This is a genomic window from Bacillus sp. FSL R7-0685, from assembly GCF_038002425.1.
Taxonomy (GTDB): domain Bacteria; phylum Bacillota; class Bacilli; order Bacillales; family Bacillaceae; genus Bacillus; species Bacillus subtilis.
Window position 1 is genome coordinate 2,854,682 of record NZ_JBBOCN010000001.1, and the last position, 19,519, is coordinate 2,874,200.

Consider the following 19,519-nt stretch of genomic DNA (forward strand, 5'->3'; position numbering starts at 1 on the left):
CCCCTCATCCGAAGAAATATATCAATGTATGTTCATGTCAAAAACAGTAACAATCCTTGTTTGATTCTTCTTGATTCGTTTTTCTGCCACTCGAAAGAACCATTCGAATAAAACTGCAACAGCATAATAAACAATCGATAGCGCAATGTAAACTTCAAGAGAATGGTTGCTTGAGGTAATCAGTGTTTGGCCCCTTCCGGACATATCCATAACACCTATTGAAAAAGCTAGAGATGTATCTTTTAAAGAACTGATCACCATGTTTCCCATATTCGGAAATGCCTGGACAAGTGCCTGGGGCAGAACGATTCGCCTGAAGGCCTGACTACCGCTTAAGCCAATACTGTACGCCGCTTCCGTTTGGCCTTTATCTACACTGCCCACCCCCGCTCGAATGATTTCTGCGGCTGCCGCTGCATTGCTTAACGCGTAGGTTGCGACAGCAGCATAAAACGGGTCCATTTTTGATGTATCAATCCCGATAAGCCCCGTAAGCGCCGGGATTCCGTAAAACACGATGAAAAGCTGCACCATGATAGGCGTTCCCCTGAAAAATGAGATATACACTTTTGCCAATTGATTTACAATTGGAATATTGTAGATGCGGGGCAGTGCCAGAAAGAGTCCTAATACAAAACCGAAAAGCAAGGACAGTGTTAAAATGTATAATGTAACCGGTAAATAAGCGGTTAACGTCGGCACAAAATCTCCAATCATGTTCATATCAAACGCTTTTTCCATCACTGCTCCCTCTCTTTTCACCTAATACTGCTCTTTGGAATAGTCGTCACCAAGCCATTTTAAACTGAGTTTTTTCAGCGTTCCGTCATCAATGATTTCCTGTAAGGCTTTATCAATATCGTCACTTAACGTTTGTTCATTTTTGTTAAACATAAAATACACTTTGGCATTTGAAAGCACATGACCGACGGTTTTTTCTTTAATAGCGCTCGTCTTGTTTTGAAAGTCTACTGCAAAAGGCGTTGAGATCGTTGCGTCCGCACGCCCCGATTTCAGCTGATTCGCAGTCTCATTTGCGCCTTGGCCCTCATAGGCAATCTCAAACGGCCGTCCATTATCCTCATTCCATTTTTTCAGTACAAGCGCTCCGTTGGAGGTTGCACTCGTAATCACCCGTTTTCCTTTTAAGTCTTCAATTCCACGGATCGTATCGTTATTTTGAAGCACAGTAATTTTTAAAGGAAAATGGTTGTAAGCAACCTTGTTAAACAGAAATTTTTTCTCACGCTCTTTGCTTTTCTCCATTTGATGTGCCACGATATCGACTTTATGCTGTCCGAGGCTGACAAGCAGGTTGGAAAATTCCATCGTTTTAAATGTGAATTTATAATGTGGCAGGCGCTTATCAAGCTCTTTGATCAGTTCGACATCATAACCGGTTAAATCGCCTTTTTCATCAATAAAGCAAATATTCGGAAATTGGGTTCCAGTTCCGACCGTGATCGTCTGTACCTTCTTTTGCCCGGCTCCCGTCGTTTGACTGCCTGCACCGCAAGCTGACAGAACTGTTATAAGCGAAAATAATATTGCCATGAATGCTGCTTTCGTTTTCATCTCATCGCCCCATTTATTTTTCAAAACTTGATTTTGAATAATCTGCCCCGAGCCATTTTCGGCTTAGTTTTTTTAGCGTTCCGTTTTTCTCCAGCTTTTTAATCGCTTGATCCGTGTCATCCGCCAAGGTTTGGCTGCCTTTATTAAACATAAAGTACACCTCGGTATCTAATAACACGTCACCGACTGTCTTTTGGCGGAAGGCGTGCGTTTTATTCTGAAAATCGACGGCAAACGGTGTAGCTATCGTTGCATCTGCGCGCCCGGTTTCAATTTGATTGGCGGTGTCATTGCTTCCCTGTCCCGCATATTTCAAATGAATCGGGCTGCCGTGCGTTTTGTTGTACTTTGTAATATAATCTGCCGCATTTGACGTGGCGCCAACTATGACTGTTTTTCCGTGCAAGTCTTTTAATGTATGAATCTTGTGATTATCCTCTTTCACCGTGATGTACATCGGCGAGTAGTTATATGGGACTTTATGATACAAAAAACGCTTTTCTCGTTCTTTATTTTTGGCCATATTGTGAGCAATCACATCAATTTTTTTATTTCCGAGACTCGTCAGCAAATTTGAGAAATCCATCGTTTTAAATTCAAATGTATATTGAGGCAACTCCTTATCGATGGCTTTCATCACTTCAATGTCATACCCGGTCAAATCGCCTTTTTCATTTAAAAACGCAATATTCGGAAAATCTGTTCCAGTGCCGACAATGACCGTTTGAGCCTGACGATCTGTTTTGTTATTTGTTTGCGAACATCCCCCGCCAAGTAATGCAAACACTGACAGCAGCAAAACCAATCCTTTACGCTTATTCATAGGCTGCCTCACATCATGCCCAGCTGGGCGCACCTAAAAGCGTTGGGTTAAATCGTTCCGGAATCAGAACCTTGTGCATCATCACACCTATGTCCCCGTCTTTTTCCTGCTCAAAATACACTTCATACCCTCTCCTTCTGTACATTTCAGCAAGCCAAGGATGCTTGCGCGCCGATGTGCCGAGTGTCAGCGCAGGAGCCTTCAGCATATCTCGAAGCACTTTTTCTTCAACATACGTAAGCAGCTTACTTCCGGCGCCTTGCCCTTTATATTCCGGCAGTGTCGCAAACCACCATACAAACGGATATTTTGAAGGAGGCGTCTCACTCTCCCACGGGAACCTGATTGTAATCGTTGAAATCAGCTTCCCATCCCGCTCCAGCACAATCGCTGAATGATGTTCAATATTTTCTGATACCATTTGGATATCAGCTCTCGTGGATGGCCAATCAATATCCAGCTGCCGAATGGGCTGAAATGCGCTGTTAACCAGTTTCAACAGCTCCGATGCATCTTCAACAGTTGCCAGTCGAAAAATGTCCTCACTCATTTTTGTCACTCCTCTTCATAAAATATATAATTCCTATTTGTTTACTAAGCTTTTATTGTTTATACTATAAAGCATACTCTGATCTTTGACTAATCAAAAAAAGTAAACCTTCACTTCAGTAATTTTAATGATGAAAAACAGGAGGGAGCACATTGGAGTTACGCTCAATCAAAACGTTTCATACGATTGTAAAATTTGGAAGCTTCTATAAAGCTGCAGAAATACTCAACTACTCGCAGCCGACGATATCGATGCGTATGAAGCAATTGGAGCAGGATTTAGGCGTACTGCTGTTTGAAAGAGGAAAAAGCCTGCAGTTGACAAAAGCAGGGAAGCTTTTTTATGAACGAACAGGAGATCTTTTGATGCAATACGAGGCGCTTAAACACAACCTCTCCGACTTAAAGGAAGAAGAGGCAGGCATTATCAACATAGGGGTTTCAGAGCCAACCGCCAGTCTGATATTCCCCGAGATTTTAAAGGATTTCTTAAAGGATTACCCAAAGATAACAGTTAATATCAAGGTTGATGACGCCAATACCTGCAGTCAAAAGCTCTTAGACGGGACGATTGATTTTGCAGTCTGCGGCGAGCCGGAGCTGATTCTTGAAAATTACTACCATCCATTTTTTTATGACACATTAAATGTGATTGTATCTGATCAACATCCGCTCGCTGAGAAGAAGGCTGTCCATTTGTCTGATTTAGCAGAAGAGCGCTTCATATTTACGCCCGCCAATTGCCCCATTCGCTTACAAATTGAACAGCATTTACATAGAGAACTCGGGAATCGCTACAAAAAAATGGAGCTCACAAGCAGCATGTCACATGAATATTACGTACGTGAAAACATCGGAATTTCAATCTTTACCAGCACCGCACATTCTAAACCGTTCAACGGCACTAAAGTCATTCCAATTCTGAACCTGGATATCACCCCGCCCATAGGGCTGTTGACAAATCAAAAAGAAGTTCATTTTGACCGCGCCACGAAGGACTTGATCGCCCGGATAACCAAACGTTTTCAGCAGCGCAGCAAAGAATTGGAAGGAACCTCTGATAAGACCATTACAGGATAACTGAAAAAATAAAAACCACCTCCTGATTCATCAGGAGATGGTTTCACGGTTTAAAGCTCGATCGTCTCACCGACCGACATGACTTTGCCGACTCCGCCCGGCAGGCTGTCAGCGAATGCTTCTGGGTCTTGTTCGATGACCGGGAATGTATTGTAATGCACCGGCACGACCTGTTTTGCGCGCAGCCATTCAGCGGCAAGCTTGGCGTCTTCAGGCCCCATCGTAAAGTTATCGCCAATCGGCAGGAAAGCAAGGTCGATATGATTCAATTCGCCAATGAGTTTCATATCAGAGAAAAGAGCCGTATCGCCCGCGTGGAAAATCGTTTTATCTTCTACAGTCAGCAAAATACCGGCAGGCATGCCTGTGTAAGTGATCGTTTTGTTTTCTTCATCTGTGATGGCTGATCCATGAAAGGCCTGTGTGAGCTTCACTTTTCCAAAATCGAACTTGCGGGAGCCGCCAATATGCATTGGATGAACATTCAAGCCTTTCCAGCCTAAGTACACAGCGAGCTCGTTCGGGGCTATAACCAACGCGTTATTTTGCTTGGCGATTTGTTCAGTATCACCGACATGGTCATTGTGGCCGTGCGTTAGTAAGATGACATCCGCTTTTACATCCTCCGGCTTTATATCCGTTAATGAATTCCCTGTTAAAAACGGATCAAAAATAATATGATGGTCCTTCGTTTCCACTGTGATTACAGAATGTCCGTGATATGTCACTTTCATTTCTTTCACCTCGTCACATGATTTTGATTTTTTTATTTTCCCTTTTTAAAAAGCTGAAAAACTTATGTTGTTTGATTCTTGTTAATGACATTGAGGCCTCCAGTGGCTTCAATGACAGTCCCTGTCACAAGGTCTGAGTTCTCCTCACACAAGAAAGCGATAATCCGGGCGATATCCTCGCCTGTACCGGATCTTCCTATCGGCGTTTTTTCTTTGCCGATTCGCATTCTGGCTTCCTCTATCGATGCTTCTTTCATGTCGCCGACAATGTCTCCCGGGCAAACCATGTTGGCGGTTATGCCGAATTCGGCTTCTTCAATGGCAATTGTCTTCGTCAAAGAAGCCAAGCCCACTTTCGCAGCGCCAAATGCCGATCGGTGAAGCCAGCCGGGCGCGTGAGCCGCACCTTGGAATCCGTACGTAATGATGCGTCCAAATTGCTGTTTTCTCATAATAGGAATAACCGCTTTGAATAAATGAAAGACGGCGCTTAAATTTCCTTCCAGCATGCCATACCATTCATCATCAGTATAATCGGCTAACTTTTTACGTTCAAATATGTATGGTCCCGCGTTGTTAATCAAAAAGTCGATCCTTCCGAAGCGGTTTAAGGCAGCCTCTGCAATACGCAGCAGATCTTCTTTTTTGGTGACATCACCTTTTACAAATTGCAGCCGGTCAAGACAATCGGGACAGGCTTCCTTCAGGCGGCTGACTGCCTCCTCATCCTGTCTGTAATTGACTGTTACTGAATACCCCTTTGCAAGCAACGTTTCAGTCACTTTGCGGCCTAAACCCTTCGAACCGGCAGTAATTAAAGCATGTCGCACATGAATACCTCCCAAAGCAACGTCGCCGCTTTCAATAAAGTGTTTCTTCTTCTACTTTACTATAAAAGGCTTGCAATATCACTTTTTACACTTTGGCATACAAAAAAAGCTGCCTGTACAGACAGCTTATTCTGCAGGAGATGAAGACTCCTGATCAGGCATATCGACATAACCGCTTTGATACGCTTCTGAAATGAGCCTTGTTGTCTCCTGGCTTTCTTGTTCATCATAAATATAGCGTTCCGGTTCTTTTTTCATCATTCTGCCTCCCATCATTATAGAGGTAGGTTGGCTATAATGACGGGATTTTATGAAGGAAATTTTAACAAACTCCTGCTGCCACGCAAGCTTTCGCTTTTTCAAGCGCCTGCTTTACCTGTTTGAATCCGGTGCCCCCGGCGCTCATTCTTTTTTCAACTGCGTAGTAAGGGTCTAACACAGTGTAAATATCTTCTTCGAATAGTGTGCTCGCCTGCTGAAACTCGCCAAACGGCATATCGCTTAAATAGATCCCTCTTTCGATGCATGTGTACACAAGTTTCCCGACCACTTCATGCGCTTCTCTGAACGGCATCCCCTTTTTAGCTAAATAATCCGCCAGTTCCGTCGCATTTGAAAAGTCTTGTTTTGTTGCTTGCTTCATGACGTCTTTGTTTACAGTCATTGTTTGGATCATGCCTGTGAAGATTTGCAGGCTGCCCTCCACCGTTTTCACCGTGTCAAACATGCCCTCTTTGTCTTCCTGCAGATCTTTGTTGTAAGCGAGCGGAAGTCCTTTCATGATCGTAAACAGCCCCATCATATCGCCGTATACGCGTCCTGTTTTGCCGCGGATCAGCTCCGCCATATCAGGATTTTTCTTTTGCGGCATCATGCTGCTTCCTGTTGCGTACGTATCGTCAAGCTCGATGAATTTAAACTCCTGCGAGCACCATAAAATGATTTCTTCAGAGAAACGGGAGAGGTGCATCATCAGCATACTGCTGTTGCTTAAAAACTCCAAAATGAAGTCTCTGTCGCTGACGCCGTCCAAGCTGTTTTCATAAATGGCATCAAAGCCGAGCAGTTCCGCTGAATAATCACGGTCAATTGGGAAGGTTGTTCCCGCGAGCGCCCCGCAGCCGAGCGGAGATTTGTTAATCCGCTTCATTGAATCCTGAAAACGCTCCTTGTCGCGCTCAAGCATCCAGAAATACGCAAGCAGATGGTGAGCGAATGAAATCGGCTGGGCGCGCTGCAGATGTGTGTAGCCCGGCAGAATCGTTTCAACGTTCGCTTCCGCCTTTTCAATCAGCGCACTTTGGAATGCCTCAATCAGCTCGATGATGTGGCCGACATGATTCTTCAAATATAAATGCATGTCAGTCGCCACCTGGTCATTCCGGCTTCTGCCGGTATGCAGCTTGCCGCCAAGAGGACCGATTTCGTCAATGAGCATTTTCTCAATGTTCAAATGAATATCCTCATAATCGACTGAGAATTCCAATGCTCCCTCCTCTGCTTTTTGCAAAAGGGTATTCAGGCCCTCTCGGATTTTCAGCTCTTCTTCAGCTGTCAGAATACCGCATTTTTTCAGCATGGCAGCATGTGCGAGAGACCCTGTAATGTCTTCAGCAACTAAATGTTGGTCAAATGATATGGACGCGCCGAACTCGTCGACCCATTTTTCCGGTGTTTTTTGAAATCGGCCTCCCCAAAGCTTCTTCATGCTTTAATCTGCTCCTTCTTTTTCACGATGCTGTTCACTTTTGTCGGAAGTCCCCAAAGCTCGATAAATCCGATTGCTGCATGGTGATCAAATGCATCGTCTTTTGTATATGTTGCAAGTTTTTCATCATATAGAGAGTATTCTGATTTACGTCCTTCTACAATTGCATGGCCTTTAAACAGCTTCACGCGGACAATGCCTGTGACATGCTTTTGCGTTTCTTTTAAGAAAGCGTGCAGCGCGTCTTTTAACGGTGAGAACCATAAGCCGTTGTAAATGATTTCTGACATTTTTTGCTCGATGATCGGTTTAAAGTGGGCTACCTCTTTCACCAGTGTCAAATCTTCTAATTCTTTATGCGCTTTGATCAGTGTCATCGCACCAGGGCATTCGTATACTTCCCGGGATTTAATGCCGACGAGGCGGTTTTCCACGTGGTCGATACGTCCGACACCGTGCGCGCCCGCCATTTCATTCAGCTTCAAGATCAGCTCAGAAAGCGAGTAGGAAACACCGTCAATGGAGACAGGCACGCCTTGTTCAAATGCAATTTCAATCACTTCCGGCGTGTCCGGCGTTTTTTCCAGCGGAGCTGTTAAATCGTATGCACCTTCTGGCGGCGCCGCCCATGGATCTTCTAAAATACCGCACTCATTGGCGCGTCCCCAGAGGTTTTGGTCGATAGAATACGGGCTGTCAAGATTGATCGGAATCGGAATGCCGCGGCTAGCCGCATATTCAATTTCTTCTTCACGTGACCACTGCCATTCGCGAACCGGCGCGATGACTTCTAGGTCAGGGTTTAATGATTTAATGGAGACTTCGAAACGAACCTGGTCATTTCCTTTCCCAGTGCATCCGTGGGCAATCGCCTGTGCATCTTCTTTTTCCGCTATTTCAACCAGTTTTTTCGCGATCAGCGGCCGAGATAATGCCGAAACAAGCGGGTATTTTCCTTCATACATTGTGTGGGCCTGCAAAGAGATAAGCGCGTAATCCTGTGCAAATTCTTCTTTTGCATCGATCACGTAGGAGTTTGTCGCGCCGACTTCAAGCGCTTTCTGCTGAACAAATGCCAAATCTTTGCCCTCACCGACATCCAGGCAGCAGGCGATTACATTATATCCTTGCTCCTGAAGCCATTTTATTGCGACGGAAGTATCAAGACCTCCTGAGTATGCTAATACGACTTTTTTCTGTTCTGACATGATAAAAATCCCCTCTCAACCGTGTTTCTATTTTGTATAAAAATAAATTATATTTAATAAAAATACATTTTGTATGTATACACTTTAACAAGTACGTTTCGTTTTTTCAAGCCTTTTATAAAAAAAACTTCACCTAAATTTCAGGTGAAGTTTCATAGTATTTATTCATTTACTTGTCTTTTCTAATTTCTCTGACCACATGCGCAAGTTCGGGAATAATCAGCTTATTCATTGCCAGCTTTACTGCGCCGCTTGAGCCTGGCGTTGAGAAAACAGCGGTATGCTGAATGACGCCGGCAGTTGCTCTCGACATGATTGCGGCAGAGCCGATATCCTCTGTATAACTCAGCATCCTGAATATTTCTCCAAAGCCCGGCAGTTCTTTCGAAAACAGCGGCGTTATGGCTTCAATTGTGACATCCCGATCTGCTATGCCTGTCCCTCCGTTTAAGAGTACCGCGTCTGTCTGTTCATCCATGCAGCCCGCAAGCACTGACCGCTGCAAAGCATCCTTTTCGTCTTTTACAATTTCATATGCAGCAATATGATGACCAGCTTCTTCTAAAAATGAGATCATCAGCTTGCCGCTTTTATCGGTTTCCTCTGTCCTCGTGTCACTGACAGTAATCACTTTGCACCGAACGATATCGGGAGCTTCTTGTTTATGCTCTTGAACGCTCATTGGCCCACCTCTTTTATGTTTTCTGTCTGTCACTATCATGCATCAACAAAAAAGCACATTCAAGAGAATGTGCTTTCATGCGATTTATTTTGCTAAACGAACAACGTCGCGCGCAATCATGACTTCTTCATCAGTCGGAATGATCATGACTTTTACTGGAGAATGCGGATAGCTGATGAAAGCTTCCTCGCCGCGCACGTTATTAAGCGCAGGATCCCAGTATACGCCCATGAATTCTAAACCGCGAAGAACGCGTTCTCTGACTTCCACACTGTTTTCACCGATACCGGCAGTAAAGATGATCGCATCTACACCGCTCATTCTTGCAGCGTAAGAACCGATGTATTTGTGGATTCTGCTTGCGAATACTTCAAGAGCCGTTTCCGCGCGCTCATTTCCTTCTTTCGTTGCTTCAACGATGTCACGAAGATCGCTTGAGAAACCGGAAATGCCGAGCAGTCCGCTTTTTTTGTTTAATGTATTCAATACTTCGTCAGCCGTTTGGCCTGTTTTCTCCATGATGTATGGAATCAGGGCAGGGTCGATGTTTCCAGAACGTGTACCCATTGCTACACCGGCAAGCGGCGTAAAGCCCATGGATGTGTCAATTGATTTTCCGCCTTCAACAGCCGCAATACTTGCTCCGTTTCCAAGGTGGCAGGAAATCAGGCGCAAGTCTTTTAACGGACGGCCGAGAAGCTCTGCCGCACGCTCAGTTACATATTTATGTGAAGTGCCGTGGAAGCCGTATTTACGGATGCCGAATTTTTCATAGTATTCATACGGCAAGCTGTACAGGTAAGACTGCTCAGGCATTGTTTGGTGGAATGCCGTATCAAATACAGCTACCGCAGGAACATTTGGAAGCACTTCTTTGAACGCTTTAATTCCAACGATATTTGCCGGATTGTGAAGCGGTGCCAATTCAGAAATATCTTCGATTTCCTTAATGGTTTCATCCGTTAATAAAACAGAATCGCTGAATTTTTCTCCGCCGTGAACGACACGATGGCCAATTCCGTCAATTTCATTCAAGTCTTTAATAATGCCGAATTCCGTTAACTTATTCAGCAGCATTTTAACAGCTACCGCATGATCCGGAATATCAGTTACTTCTGTATTTTTTTCGCCGTTCACAGAAATTGTGAATACACTGTCGGCGATACCGATTCGTTCAACTAAACCCTTCGTTAAAACGGTTTCTGAAGGCATTTCGAAAAGCTGAAATTTCAAAGACGAGCTTCCTGCGTTAATTGCAATAATTTTGGACATGATTGACGCTCCTTTATACTCTGTATCAACAACTTCGTTTTTCGTACTTTTTTCCCGGTGAATATCAACATCTTCTCCGAAAAATATCTGACTTTTCCATTTAAACATTGTCATGTCGGCTTTTCAAGTCAACTTGCGTATTGATAACGCTTACAATAAGAAGTCGTTATTTTCAGACACATTCCCTATAGGTTTTGTATTGATGAACGCTTACAATTTGCGGTTTTTCCCTCTGTATTTTGTGTTTCAAAGCTGGATTCAATTCGTCAAGTCCGGTCTTCAAAAGCATAAATAAAAGCAGCTTAGGCATCGACCTCATACGGCTGCCTAAGCTGCTTTTAAAACACTTACTTTTCTTTTTTAAACCATTCATCAAATTGAGCCATCATATCAAGCATCGCCTTTTGATTGGAGAAAGACGGAAGATTCGCAAGCAGAATTTGCCCCGGCGCTTTCGTATTCTCTCCTTGTTTCTGAAGCACAAGGATGCTTTTGGCATGAGCTTCGTCTTTAAAAATAGATTTTGGCAGCTGCAACAGTGCGTTGATATGAACCTTATCTTTGAAAAACTGTTTCAGCTTGCCGCTTTGGGAGCTCTCAAACAAATGATTCGGAATCATAAAAAATAAGTAGCCGCCCGGTTTGGTATGCTTGACGCTCTGTTCAATAAACAGATGATGAGCGAAGGAATGGCCTTCGTCAGCTTTAAGCTCAAACGCTTCTGCTCCTTCGTCATTCGGATAATAGCCGACTGGCAGATCACAAATGACCGTGTCAACTGGATCGATAAACAACGGCTCAAGGCTGTCTTGGTGGAAAAGCTCAAGCTCTTTTTTCAGAAGGTTCGCTTGGGCATAGGCGATCTTCAAGAGCACATCATCAATTTCAATGCCAAAGCTGTTTGCCGTTTTTTCAGACAGCTGGTTCAGCACGGTAAACAGAAGGTTCCCAGTTCCCAAGGCTGGATCAAGAATGGTCAGTTCCTTTTTGTCCGCCATAAACTTATTCACCAAATAGCTGATGAAAAGCCCGATCGTATCCGGCGTCATTTGTCTGTTTGGATGGGAGATATCTTTCATTCCTTTAAGGACGGCAAGCTGAAAAGCCTTGCGTACCCACTCATGCTCATACGTGCCGAATTCCGCTTTTTCAAGCAGAGCCTGAAGTTGTTTGGTTTTCTGATCAGCAGGCAGTTTCAGCTGATCCGTTTTTTCAAGAAAATACATTTCTCCTGCTTCGGCCAGCGCCTCTATATATGAAATCTGCAATTCATTCTTTATCATAATCGCGGCTTCGTTTAACAGCTCATACACCGCACCTACATGGTCTTTTTGCATATTGTGTTCCTCCTTGCCATGAAAAAAGCTCCGGCGGCAGCCTGGAGCTTTTTTCCCTGCTTACTTCACTAATGCCTTAGCAGCCTCAATTGGCTTTTCATAGTTCGGGTGGTTTGTTGCTTCGCTTACATATTCAGCGTAAACGACTTTTCCATTCTCATCAAGGACAAATACGGAACGCGCAAGCAGACGAAGTTCTTTAATATACACACCGAACGCTTCGCCAAATGACATATCTCTGTGGTCAGACAGTGTTTCCACTTTGTCAATTCCGTTAGCGCCGCACCAGCGCGCTTGCGCGAATGGAAGGTCTGCACTGATTGTGTAGACGTTGACATCTCCAAGCTTTGCAGCTTCTTCGTTAAAACGGCGTGTTTGTGCATCACAAACACCTGTATCAATTGAAGGGATAACAGAAATAATCGTTACCTTTCCTTTCATGTCAGCTAACGATTTTTCTTCAAGGCTGTTAGTCAGCACTGTGAAATCAGGAGCTTGATCTCCTACCTTCACTTCTTGTCCGACAAGTGTAACCGGACCGCCTTTGAATGTAATTTCAGCCATTATAATTCCTCCCTTTTGTATGTATGTCTCTATCATAGTAAAGTTTCCTGCAAACTGCAAAGTTTATGCCAAAAAAAAGTTAACTGCGGCCAGCGCAGTTAACCTTTTTTAATAATTCATATTGTTCATTTGGTTTTGATTTTGGCCCTGGCCTTGGTTCTTGTTATTTTTCTTGAACATTTGCTGGATGCGTTCGAGTGTTTGAGGGGCTGCGTCTAAAATTTTCTCTATTAAATGGGTATTTTCATCTAAATGAAGCATTCTGATGCCTGTCGATCCGACAATTAAAAACGCGATCGGCGTAATGGACACACCGCCCCCGCTTCCGCCTCCGAAAGGAAGTTTCTGTTCTCTTGTCTCATCATCTTCCGATTTCTTTTCGGCCGGCTTTCCGCCAAACTCGCTTCCGCCTGCGGCGAATCCAAATCCAACTTTAGAAACAGTTAAAATCACACTTCCATCAGGCGTTTCTACTGGATCTCCGATGATGGTGTTAACATCAATCATTTCCTTCAAGTTTTCCATTGCGGTTTTCATTAAACCTTGGATGGGATGGTCTGCCATATACGCTTCCTCCTTAAACTGATGAATCATTCTTTGAAGTCATTCTAGCCGACGGATTCTTCTTTAATACGGATAGCTCCCGTCCGTATTTGACGAATTTGAAAGCTGCAAGCATAGCATGTCCAAAGCGAAAAAAGAATATACACTGAAAATGGGTCTTGGAAACAGGGACTTGAAACGACGGGATCACCTCATAGACAGGTTTATTCACAAAGTCCAGGTGGTCGTAGAGCATTGCTGCGATACCGCCCTTCACACCCCATACAGCACCTGTTAACACACCTGTCACTGCCGCGTCCTGAATTCCGATTACTGTAACCCATTCTAGTTTTGTGATATGTAAATGCGCGAGAAAAGACGCGCTGATTTTCCGTAGTCTGGTGACCTGATGCAAAAGCATTTCGATTTTATTAATGCTTTGCTGCACATCGTTTTGTGTAATTTTTTTCTTTCCGCTGCTTTTTTTCATTTTGGATTCAGTTTTTTGTTTGATATCCACTGTTCCGTCTTCTTTGTTCACCTTAATCGCCGGGATTGTTTTTTTGATCCTTATAAGGCCAAACAGCGCCGTAATCTTCAAGGTCAATTTGTCATTATCATCGGCATGAAGATACTCCAGCGCGACATGGATTTTCATTCTGAGAAGCAGTACGATCCCTATGAGAATAAGAATGGCTGTCAGTACATACACCATATTCTTCACTTCCTCTAGGAGCATTATCGCCAATTCCTAAAAAAATAAACCCGGACGGAAGTCCGGGTTATCGGTTATTTGCGGTATAATTTTTCATGCACCACGGTGGTATCCGCGATGTAATCATGAATCCCTTGTTTTGTAGGTGAAAAAGCAACAACGATATATAAAATCCAAATCTTATCAATATACCGTCCAACCACTTCACGAAAAATCACTTTACTCCATGTCAGCTTGCTATCTTGCTTCACAGAAACCACTTTGAGGCCGAACACCATTTTACCAAGCGTCTGCCTGAAGTATTTAGTCATGAGTGCGAAGTAGGCAAGATACACAATAAGCGTTGTCACACTGTAAGCCGAGAAGGTAAACATGCCGGATGTTTTCGGCAGATCCAATACGGTAAAGAGGGGAGAAACGAGCAAATGGTTTAATCCCCATATCACGAGCCAATCAAGCAGGAAAGCCCAGAAACGAACCCAAAAGCCAGCATAGGCATGTGTCAGCAGCTCCGCTTCTTGCGGGCCTTTGATGTCATTGCGCTCTAACTCTTCATATGTCGCGTCCATTATTGTTCCCTCCTACTTCGCATAGAGATACATCATTCTCGGCGAACCGGATTGCGATAGAATTTCTCTCATATTCAAAAAATCAATTTCACTTTTAAACATTTTGTTCGCGCCCATGGAAAACAGTGAGCCTAATCCGAAGCTTTCCTCATAAGAAATGACAGAGGCGTTTTTCAAATCCTTGTGATCCTTTTTCATGGCCGTAATGGTATCGTCATAAAAACCAAGCTCATCAACGAGGTTCAGTTTTTTCGCCTGCCGTCCGTCATACACGCGGCCGTCCGCAATTTTCTTTACCTCTGCTTTCGACATGCCGCGCCCTTTTGAAATGACATCAACAAAGCCTTCATACGAATTATCAACCATCGATTGCATGATGTTTTTTTCTTCTTTCGTCATCTCACGGGAAGGAGACATAATGTCCTTATGGGCCCCGCTCTTAATCGTTTCAAAAGAAATGCCAAGCTTATCGGCAAGCTTTGAATAATTGACGCTTTCCATAATGACGCCGAGTGACCCGGTCAGGGTTTCCGGTGTCGCAAAAATCTTATCAGCCGCTGTTGAGATGTAATAGCCTCCTGATGCTGCCATCGAACCCATTGACACGTAAATCGGTTTTTTCGTTTCTTTCTTGATTTCTTCCAGCTTCTTATGTATTTCAGCACTTTCATACACTCCGCCACCCGGAGAATTCACCTTCAGAACGATACCTTTGACCGCCTTGTCATCTTTTGCGCGCTCAAGGTTTTTTAAGAACGTTCTGTGGTTATATCCGTCTGCACCAAGCAGACTGCTTGAGTCCCCATTATCCTGAATGGTGCCGCTGACCTCTAATACGGCAATTTTACTTGAGAGACTGCCGTTTTCCAGCGTCTTTTCCTGCGATTCATCCGTCAGTGATGTGAGATCCGTTTGAGCGCCTTTGACGCTTTCAAAGAAACTCATAGAGATGCTGACGATAATAGACACGCCGAAAATCCCCAGAGCAATCACTAATGCAATCCATCTTTTTGCATTCATTTTTTCTCCTCCTTTTTCCTAAACTCTCTCATTATACGATTCAATATGAAAAATGTTTCACTTCATGAGAAAGCTCCGGCTTAACGGGCTGCCGGCAAACGTGGTACACTTATGGCCAAAGGTATTTTATCACAAATACTGGATGGCAGAAAAACTTAAATATGACAGCAAAGGGGAAATGGGATATGACCGATCAACGCCGTAATGTTTATTTTTTTCACAAACAGGATCAGGAAACGAACGAACAAGCCCGCTCGTTAACACAATTAGCGGAAGAGCATGGATTTACCGTTGTGAACCAGCACTCAGACGCCAATATTATCGCTAGCATTGGCGGGGACGGCACATTTTTGCAGGCAGTCAGAAAGACGAATTTTCGTGACGACTGCTTGTACGTCGGCATTACCAAAAAGGGGAAAGCTCATTTATATTGCGACTTTCATAGTGATGAGCGAGAAAAAATGGTCGATGCAATGACGTTTGAACAAATTGAAGTGAGAAAATACCCGCTGATTGAAGTGACAGTGGATCAAGCCAGTCCTTTTCACTGCTTAAACGAGGTATCCATCCGCTCAAGCATCATCAAAACCTTTGTGATGGACGTGCTGATTGACGATCTGCACTTTGAAACGTTTAGAGGTGACGGAATGATTATCTCAACGCCTACAGGGAGCACCGCCTATAACAAGTCTGTTGCAGGAGCTGTTGTTGATCCATTGCTTCCATGCATGCAGGTATCAGAGCTTGCATCCCTTAACAATAACACCTACCGGACACTCGGCTCGCCATTTGTCCTCAGCTCTGACCGAAAGCTGACCCTTCGTGTGGTGCAGGACGGCAACGAACACCCAATCATCGGCTTGGACAATGAAGCACTCAGCACGAGAAATGTGAAAACGATCGAAATCAAACTGTCTAATAAGAAAATCAAAACAGTCAAACTAAAGGACAATTCATTTTGGGAAAAAGTGAAGCGTACTTTTTTATAGAAAATAAAAGGACAGGCTGCTGCCTGTCCTTTTATGATTTCTCATATACAATCTGGCCGTTAATCACGGTTTTTTTAATCTCTAAAAGATGAAGCTGTGCGGGGTCAATGGCAAACGGATCACCACTGAGAACTGTAAAATCCGCGTCATAGCCTTCCGCAATTTTTCCGCGTGACTTCTCTTTATAAATGATACCGGCGCTACCTTCTGTATAAAGCTTTATCGCTTCATATACAGGTAAACATTCACTTTCATTATAGCTTGGCCCGTTTTGCTCATGACTGCTTTTCCGGAGGACCGCGGACTGGATCCCTAGAAGCGGGTCAACAGGCTCAATCGGGGCGTCTGAACCGCCCGCGCATAAAATGCCTTTAGATATGAGGGTTTTCCAGGCAAATGCAGTCTTCATCCGGTCTTTTCCGAGACGGTCAATGACCCACGGAAAGTCGCTTGCAACGAAATGCGGCTGAAGATCAAGTGCGATCGGCATGCGTGCTGCTCTCTCGATTAATTCGTTATCAAGCACTTGAGCATGAATAAGCCGATCATGCCGGCCGTTTTTGGGCGGATGCTTTTCTATTGCGTTCAGCACTTTTTCAAAAGCAAGATCGCCGATTGCATGAACAGCAACCTCCATCCCTTTTTCTCTCGCTTTGCGAATGAGCCGGCCAAGGGTTTCGTCATCGTGAACCTGAACACCATTTGTTGATGGATCATCCTGATATGGTTCTTTCAATAAAGCCGTTCTCCCGCCAAGCGCCCCGTCCGCAAAGATTTTCATCGCACCGAACTCCACATACGGGCCGGACGGTTTCTCCAGCTGCTCCCATCGATCGACCGCTTCATGATGAACGAGCAAATGGCAGCGGAACGGATACTTTCCGCCAGCGGCAGCTTTCTCATAAGCTTTCAACGGCACCGAAACATCACCATAATAGGACAAGTCTTCCGAATGACCGCCCGTCAGGCCTTTTGTCCAGCAATCCTTTATTGCAGCCGTTAATGCCTCATCAACATAGTGCTGGGAGACTGGCGGGACAGCCTTCAGAATCAAATCCTGCGCCTTATCAAACAGGAGTCCGGTCGGCTCGCCATTTGCATCTTTTACGATGACTCCGCCGTCAGGATCAGGAGTATTTCTTGAAATTCCCGCTGCTTGAAGAGCCGCAGAATTGACAGCTATTGCATGCCGGCATATACGCTTGAGCAAGACGGGCCTGTCAGGAAACAGGCGATCAAGATCATGCTTAGTCAAGTAGTCAGGTGTCTCAAACTGATTTTCATTCCAGCCTTCTCCAATGAGCCAATCGTTTTTAGGAAGCTGCCGCTCTCTTTCCTTCGCAGCCTGTAAAATTGAATCTTTCGACGTCAGTGCGGACAGATCGAGCTGAAGCTGTTTCTCACCGTGGCCGATCAAATGTAGATGGCTGTCAACAAAACCGGGGAACATCACTGCTCCGTTCAGGCTGATTTCTTCTGTTTCCGGCGACCCGTACTTTTCCTTCAAACGTTCATAGCTGCCGGTGCCTTTTATAACACCATCCTCAACATAAACTGCCTCAGTCCGATCGCCTTCTTCGAGCATCGTATAAATGAAACCGCCGTGCCATATCGCCTTCATTCACGTTCACTCTCTTTCTTTACGCCTTTTTATTAGCTTTGAGCTGTTCTTCACGTTTTCTTAATTCCACTCGTCTGATTTTTGCAGAAGCCGTTTTCGGCAGGTTTTCCACAAATTCAATTTCTCTAGGATATTTGTATGGAGCGGTAATCGTCTTCACATGGTTTTGCAGCATTTTGACAAGCTCATCACTGCGTTTTTCATGATTTTGCAGGACAACATATGCCTTTACGATGGAGCCTCTGATTTCATCAGGACTTGCGACAACAGCACATTCTTTTACTTCTGGGTGCTTAACAAGCGCGTCTTCCACCTCGAAAGGCCCGATCGTATAGCCGGAGCTGATAATAATATCGTCATTTCGGCTTTCAAACCAGAAGTAACCTTCCTCATCTTTTCTTGCTCTGTCTCCCGTTAGGAAATAATCGCCGCGAATTTGTGTTTTCATTCTTTCCGGATCTTTAAAATACTCTTTAAAGAGCGCAGGCGTACTGAGGTGAACAGCGATATCGCCAACCTCACCAGGTTTGCAGATTTCACCGTCTTCATTTATGATCTCCACCTGATTTCCCGGTGTCGGTTTTCCCATGCTTCCCGGTTTAATAGGCGTATCTTTCAAAACACCAACCAAAAGCGTGCTTTCTGTTTGGCCATATCCGTCCCGTACCTTAATGCCAAAGTGCTTTTGGAAAACATCAATGACTTCACGGTTGAGCGGCTCACCTGCGGAAACAGCGCTGTGCAGGGCAGAAAGATCAAAACGGTCCAAGCCTTCAACCTTCGCCATTAAGCGGTATTCTGTCGGCGTGCAGCAGAAAACATTGATTTTGTAGCGATTTAAAAGCTCTAGATATTTTTCTGCTTTGAATCTGCCGTGGTACACAAAACCGGTTGCTCCGCTGCCAAGCACCGCTAAAAACGGACTCCATACCCACTTTTGCCAGCCAGGGGCAGCAGTTGCCCAGACGATATCCTTTTCAGAAATGTCAAGCCAAGCGCCGGCAGAAGTTTTTAAATGAGCAAATGCCCATCCATGTGTATGTACAACACCTTTCGGCTGACCTGTTGTCCCGGATGTATAAGATAAGAAAGCCATATCATCTCTTGTTGTGTCAGCTGTTTTAAATTGGCTTCCGTCCGCTTCAATTGATAAGAGGTTTTTCCAGCCGGCATCATTTTCACCAATAGACAGTGTAATCAGTTTGTCAGTCGTACTGACATCCCGGAAAGCGCCAATAAATTCTGAGTAGACGATAGCGCCTTTTACCTCTGCATGTTCAATCCGGTATTCAAGATCTTTCGCGCGAAGCATTTCGGAGCACGGAATGACAACCATTCCTGATTTCAGGATAGCCAAATAAACAGCATAGGCTTCAAGCACCCGCGGTACCATTACAATCAGCTTGTCTCCCTTTTTAAATCCAAGATCAGCTAAGGCCGCTCCGATTTTATTTGTTTCTTCCATCAGCTTTTCATACGACCAAGATTCTTGCTTGCCCGACTCGTCCTCCCACAGAAGAGCGGTTTTTTGTCCAGCAGCACTGAACTTTTCCATTTCATTCACTAAATTATATTGCACAGGGGCAATTAAATCTTCACGTTTTAACACGAACAACTCCTCACTTTCTCCACCCATTATACATAAATACAGGCTCTTTCCGTAAGGATATGCCTAAAAGCAACCTCTGTAAACATAGATT

Annotated in this window: 22 protein-coding genes; 2 read left to right on the forward strand and 20 right to left on the reverse strand. The window is 44.4% G+C overall.

Annotation, left to right across the window (positions count from 1 at the left end):
- Window positions 1-21: 21 nt before the first annotated feature.
- The 4 genes from tcyL to snaA are packed head-to-tail and all read right to left on the reverse strand — an operon-like array spanning window position 22 to window position 2,948.
- Entirely contained in the window at window positions 22-741 is a 720-nt protein-coding gene (tcyL, locus tag MKY50_RS14940) for a sulfur-containing amino acid ABC transporter permease TcyL (RefSeq protein ID WP_004399112.1), read from the reverse strand.
- A gap of 21 nt (window positions 742-762) precedes the next feature.
- On the reverse strand, window positions 763-1,575 hold the full coding sequence (gene tcyK, locus MKY50_RS14945) for a sulfur-containing amino acid ABC transporter substrate-binding protein TcyK (RefSeq protein WP_029726404.1): 813 nt from the start codon (window positions 1,573-1,575) through the stop codon (window positions 763-765).
- 13 nt (window positions 1,576-1,588) lie between these two features.
- Window positions 1,589-2,398 carry a sulfur-containing amino acid ABC transporter substrate-binding protein TcyJ gene (tcyJ, locus tag MKY50_RS14950; protein WP_015251465.1) on the reverse strand — a complete coding sequence of 270 codons (810 nt, stop codon included), beginning with the start codon at window positions 2,396-2,398 and terminating at the stop codon, window positions 1,589-1,591.
- A 13-nt stretch (window positions 2,399-2,411) separates the two neighbouring features.
- Window positions 2,412-2,948 (reverse strand): N-acetyltransferase SnaA, encoded by a 537-nt coding sequence (gene snaA / locus MKY50_RS14955; protein WP_341116882.1) that lies wholly within the window; start codon window positions 2,946-2,948, stop codon window positions 2,412-2,414.
- 152 nt (window positions 2,949-3,100) lie between these two features.
- Here snaA and ytlI point away from each other — a divergent pair, with 152 nt between their 5' ends.
- On the forward strand, window positions 3,101-4,027 hold the full coding sequence (gene ytlI / locus MKY50_RS14960; protein WP_041851091.1) for a LysR family transcriptional regulator YtlI: 927 nt from the start codon (window positions 3,101-3,103) through the stop codon (window positions 4,025-4,027).
- 50 nt (window positions 4,028-4,077) lie between these two features.
- Here the strand turns inward: ytlI and MKY50_RS14965 are convergent, their stop codons facing one another.
- The 14 genes from MKY50_RS14965 to sppA form a co-directional block, all read right to left on the reverse strand.
- Window positions 4,078-4,761: a metal-dependent hydrolase gene (locus MKY50_RS14965; RefSeq protein ID WP_069322815.1), complete on the reverse strand. Its 684-nt coding sequence runs from the start codon at window positions 4,759-4,761 to the stop codon at window positions 4,078-4,080.
- A gap of 62 nt (window positions 4,762-4,823) precedes the next feature.
- Window positions 4,824-5,591, reverse strand: coding sequence for an SDR family oxidoreductase (locus MKY50_RS14970; protein WP_004398521.1), 768 nt, complete (start codon window positions 5,589-5,591; stop codon window positions 4,824-4,826).
- 126 nt (window positions 5,592-5,717) lie between these two features.
- Window positions 5,718-5,849, reverse strand: a complete 132-nt coding sequence (locus MKY50_RS14975) for a hypothetical protein (protein WP_009967976.1) — start codon at window positions 5,847-5,849, stop codon at window positions 5,718-5,720.
- A 64-nt stretch (window positions 5,850-5,913) separates the two neighbouring features.
- On the reverse strand, window positions 5,914-7,299 hold the full coding sequence (gene argH, locus MKY50_RS14980) for an argininosuccinate lyase (RefSeq protein ID WP_064670905.1): 1,386 nt from the start codon (window positions 7,297-7,299) through the stop codon (window positions 5,914-5,916).
- Window positions 7,296-8,507, reverse strand: coding sequence for an argininosuccinate synthase (locus MKY50_RS14985; protein WP_003229357.1), 1,212 nt, complete (start codon window positions 8,505-8,507; stop codon window positions 7,296-7,298). Before MKY50_RS14985 ends, argH begins: the two co-directional genes overlap by 4 nt.
- Window positions 8,508-8,676: 169 nt before the next feature.
- Window positions 8,677-9,189 carry a MogA/MoaB family molybdenum cofactor biosynthesis protein gene (locus MKY50_RS14990; protein ID WP_003229354.1) on the reverse strand — a complete coding sequence of 171 codons (513 nt, stop codon included), beginning with the start codon at window positions 9,187-9,189 and terminating at the stop codon, window positions 8,677-8,679.
- Between the two features lie 84 nt (window positions 9,190-9,273).
- Complete coding sequence (locus MKY50_RS14995; protein WP_003223511.1) at window positions 9,274-10,461, reverse strand: acetate kinase; 1,188 nt, start codon at window positions 10,459-10,461, stop codon at window positions 9,274-9,276.
- Between the two features lie 172 nt (window positions 10,462-10,633).
- Window positions 10,634-10,837, reverse strand: coding sequence for a hypothetical protein (locus MKY50_RS15000; protein WP_123372909.1), 204 nt, complete (start codon window positions 10,835-10,837; stop codon window positions 10,634-10,636).
- The gene (locus tag MKY50_RS15005) at window positions 10,809-11,798 is read right to left on the reverse strand and encodes a class I SAM-dependent methyltransferase (RefSeq protein WP_003229346.1); all 990 of its coding nucleotides are present in this window, start codon (window positions 11,796-11,798) and stop codon (window positions 10,809-10,811) included. Before MKY50_RS15005 ends, MKY50_RS15000 begins: the two co-directional genes overlap by 29 nt.
- A gap of 60 nt (window positions 11,799-11,858) precedes the next feature.
- On the reverse strand, window positions 11,859-12,362 hold the full coding sequence (tpx, locus tag MKY50_RS15010; RefSeq protein ID WP_003223506.1) for a thiol peroxidase: 504 nt from the start codon (window positions 12,360-12,362) through the stop codon (window positions 11,859-11,861).
- Between the two features lie 108 nt (window positions 12,363-12,470).
- Window positions 12,471-12,926 carry a GerW family sporulation protein gene (ytfJ, locus tag MKY50_RS15015; protein ID WP_003223504.1) on the reverse strand — a complete coding sequence of 152 codons (456 nt, stop codon included), beginning with the start codon at window positions 12,924-12,926 and terminating at the stop codon, window positions 12,471-12,473.
- Window positions 12,927-12,939: 13 nt separating this feature from the next.
- Entirely contained in the window at window positions 12,940-13,620 is a 681-nt protein-coding gene (locus MKY50_RS15020) for a DUF2953 domain-containing protein (RefSeq protein WP_004399127.1), read from the reverse strand.
- A 74-nt stretch (window positions 13,621-13,694) separates the two neighbouring features.
- Entirely contained in the window at window positions 13,695-14,189 is a 495-nt protein-coding gene (locus MKY50_RS15025; RefSeq protein ID WP_339187591.1) for an RDD family protein, read from the reverse strand.
- Window positions 14,190-14,201: 12 nt separating this feature from the next.
- Entirely contained in the window at window positions 14,202-15,209 is a 1,008-nt protein-coding gene (gene sppA, locus MKY50_RS15030) for a signal peptide peptidase SppA (RefSeq protein WP_069322816.1), read from the reverse strand.
- Window positions 15,210-15,394: 185 nt separating this feature from the next.
- Here sppA and MKY50_RS15035 point away from each other — a divergent pair, with 185 nt between their 5' ends.
- Entirely contained in the window at window positions 15,395-16,198 is an 804-nt protein-coding gene (locus MKY50_RS15035) for an NAD kinase (RefSeq protein ID WP_004399091.1), read from the forward strand.
- 31 nt (window positions 16,199-16,229) lie between these two features.
- Here MKY50_RS15035 and MKY50_RS15040 read toward each other — a convergent pair whose 3' ends face one another.
- Both MKY50_RS15040 and mbcS read right to left on the reverse strand, forming a co-directional pair.
- The gene (locus tag MKY50_RS15040; protein ID WP_087962084.1) at window positions 16,230-17,819 is read right to left on the reverse strand and encodes an amidohydrolase; all 1,590 of its coding nucleotides are present in this window, start codon (window positions 17,817-17,819) and stop codon (window positions 16,230-16,232) included.
- A 19-nt stretch (window positions 17,820-17,838) separates the two neighbouring features.
- Window positions 17,839-19,428, reverse strand: a complete 1,590-nt coding sequence (gene mbcS, locus MKY50_RS15045) for an acyl-CoA synthetase MbcS (protein ID WP_021480313.1) — start codon at window positions 19,426-19,428, stop codon at window positions 17,839-17,841.
- Window positions 19,429-19,519: the final 91 nt, after the last annotated feature.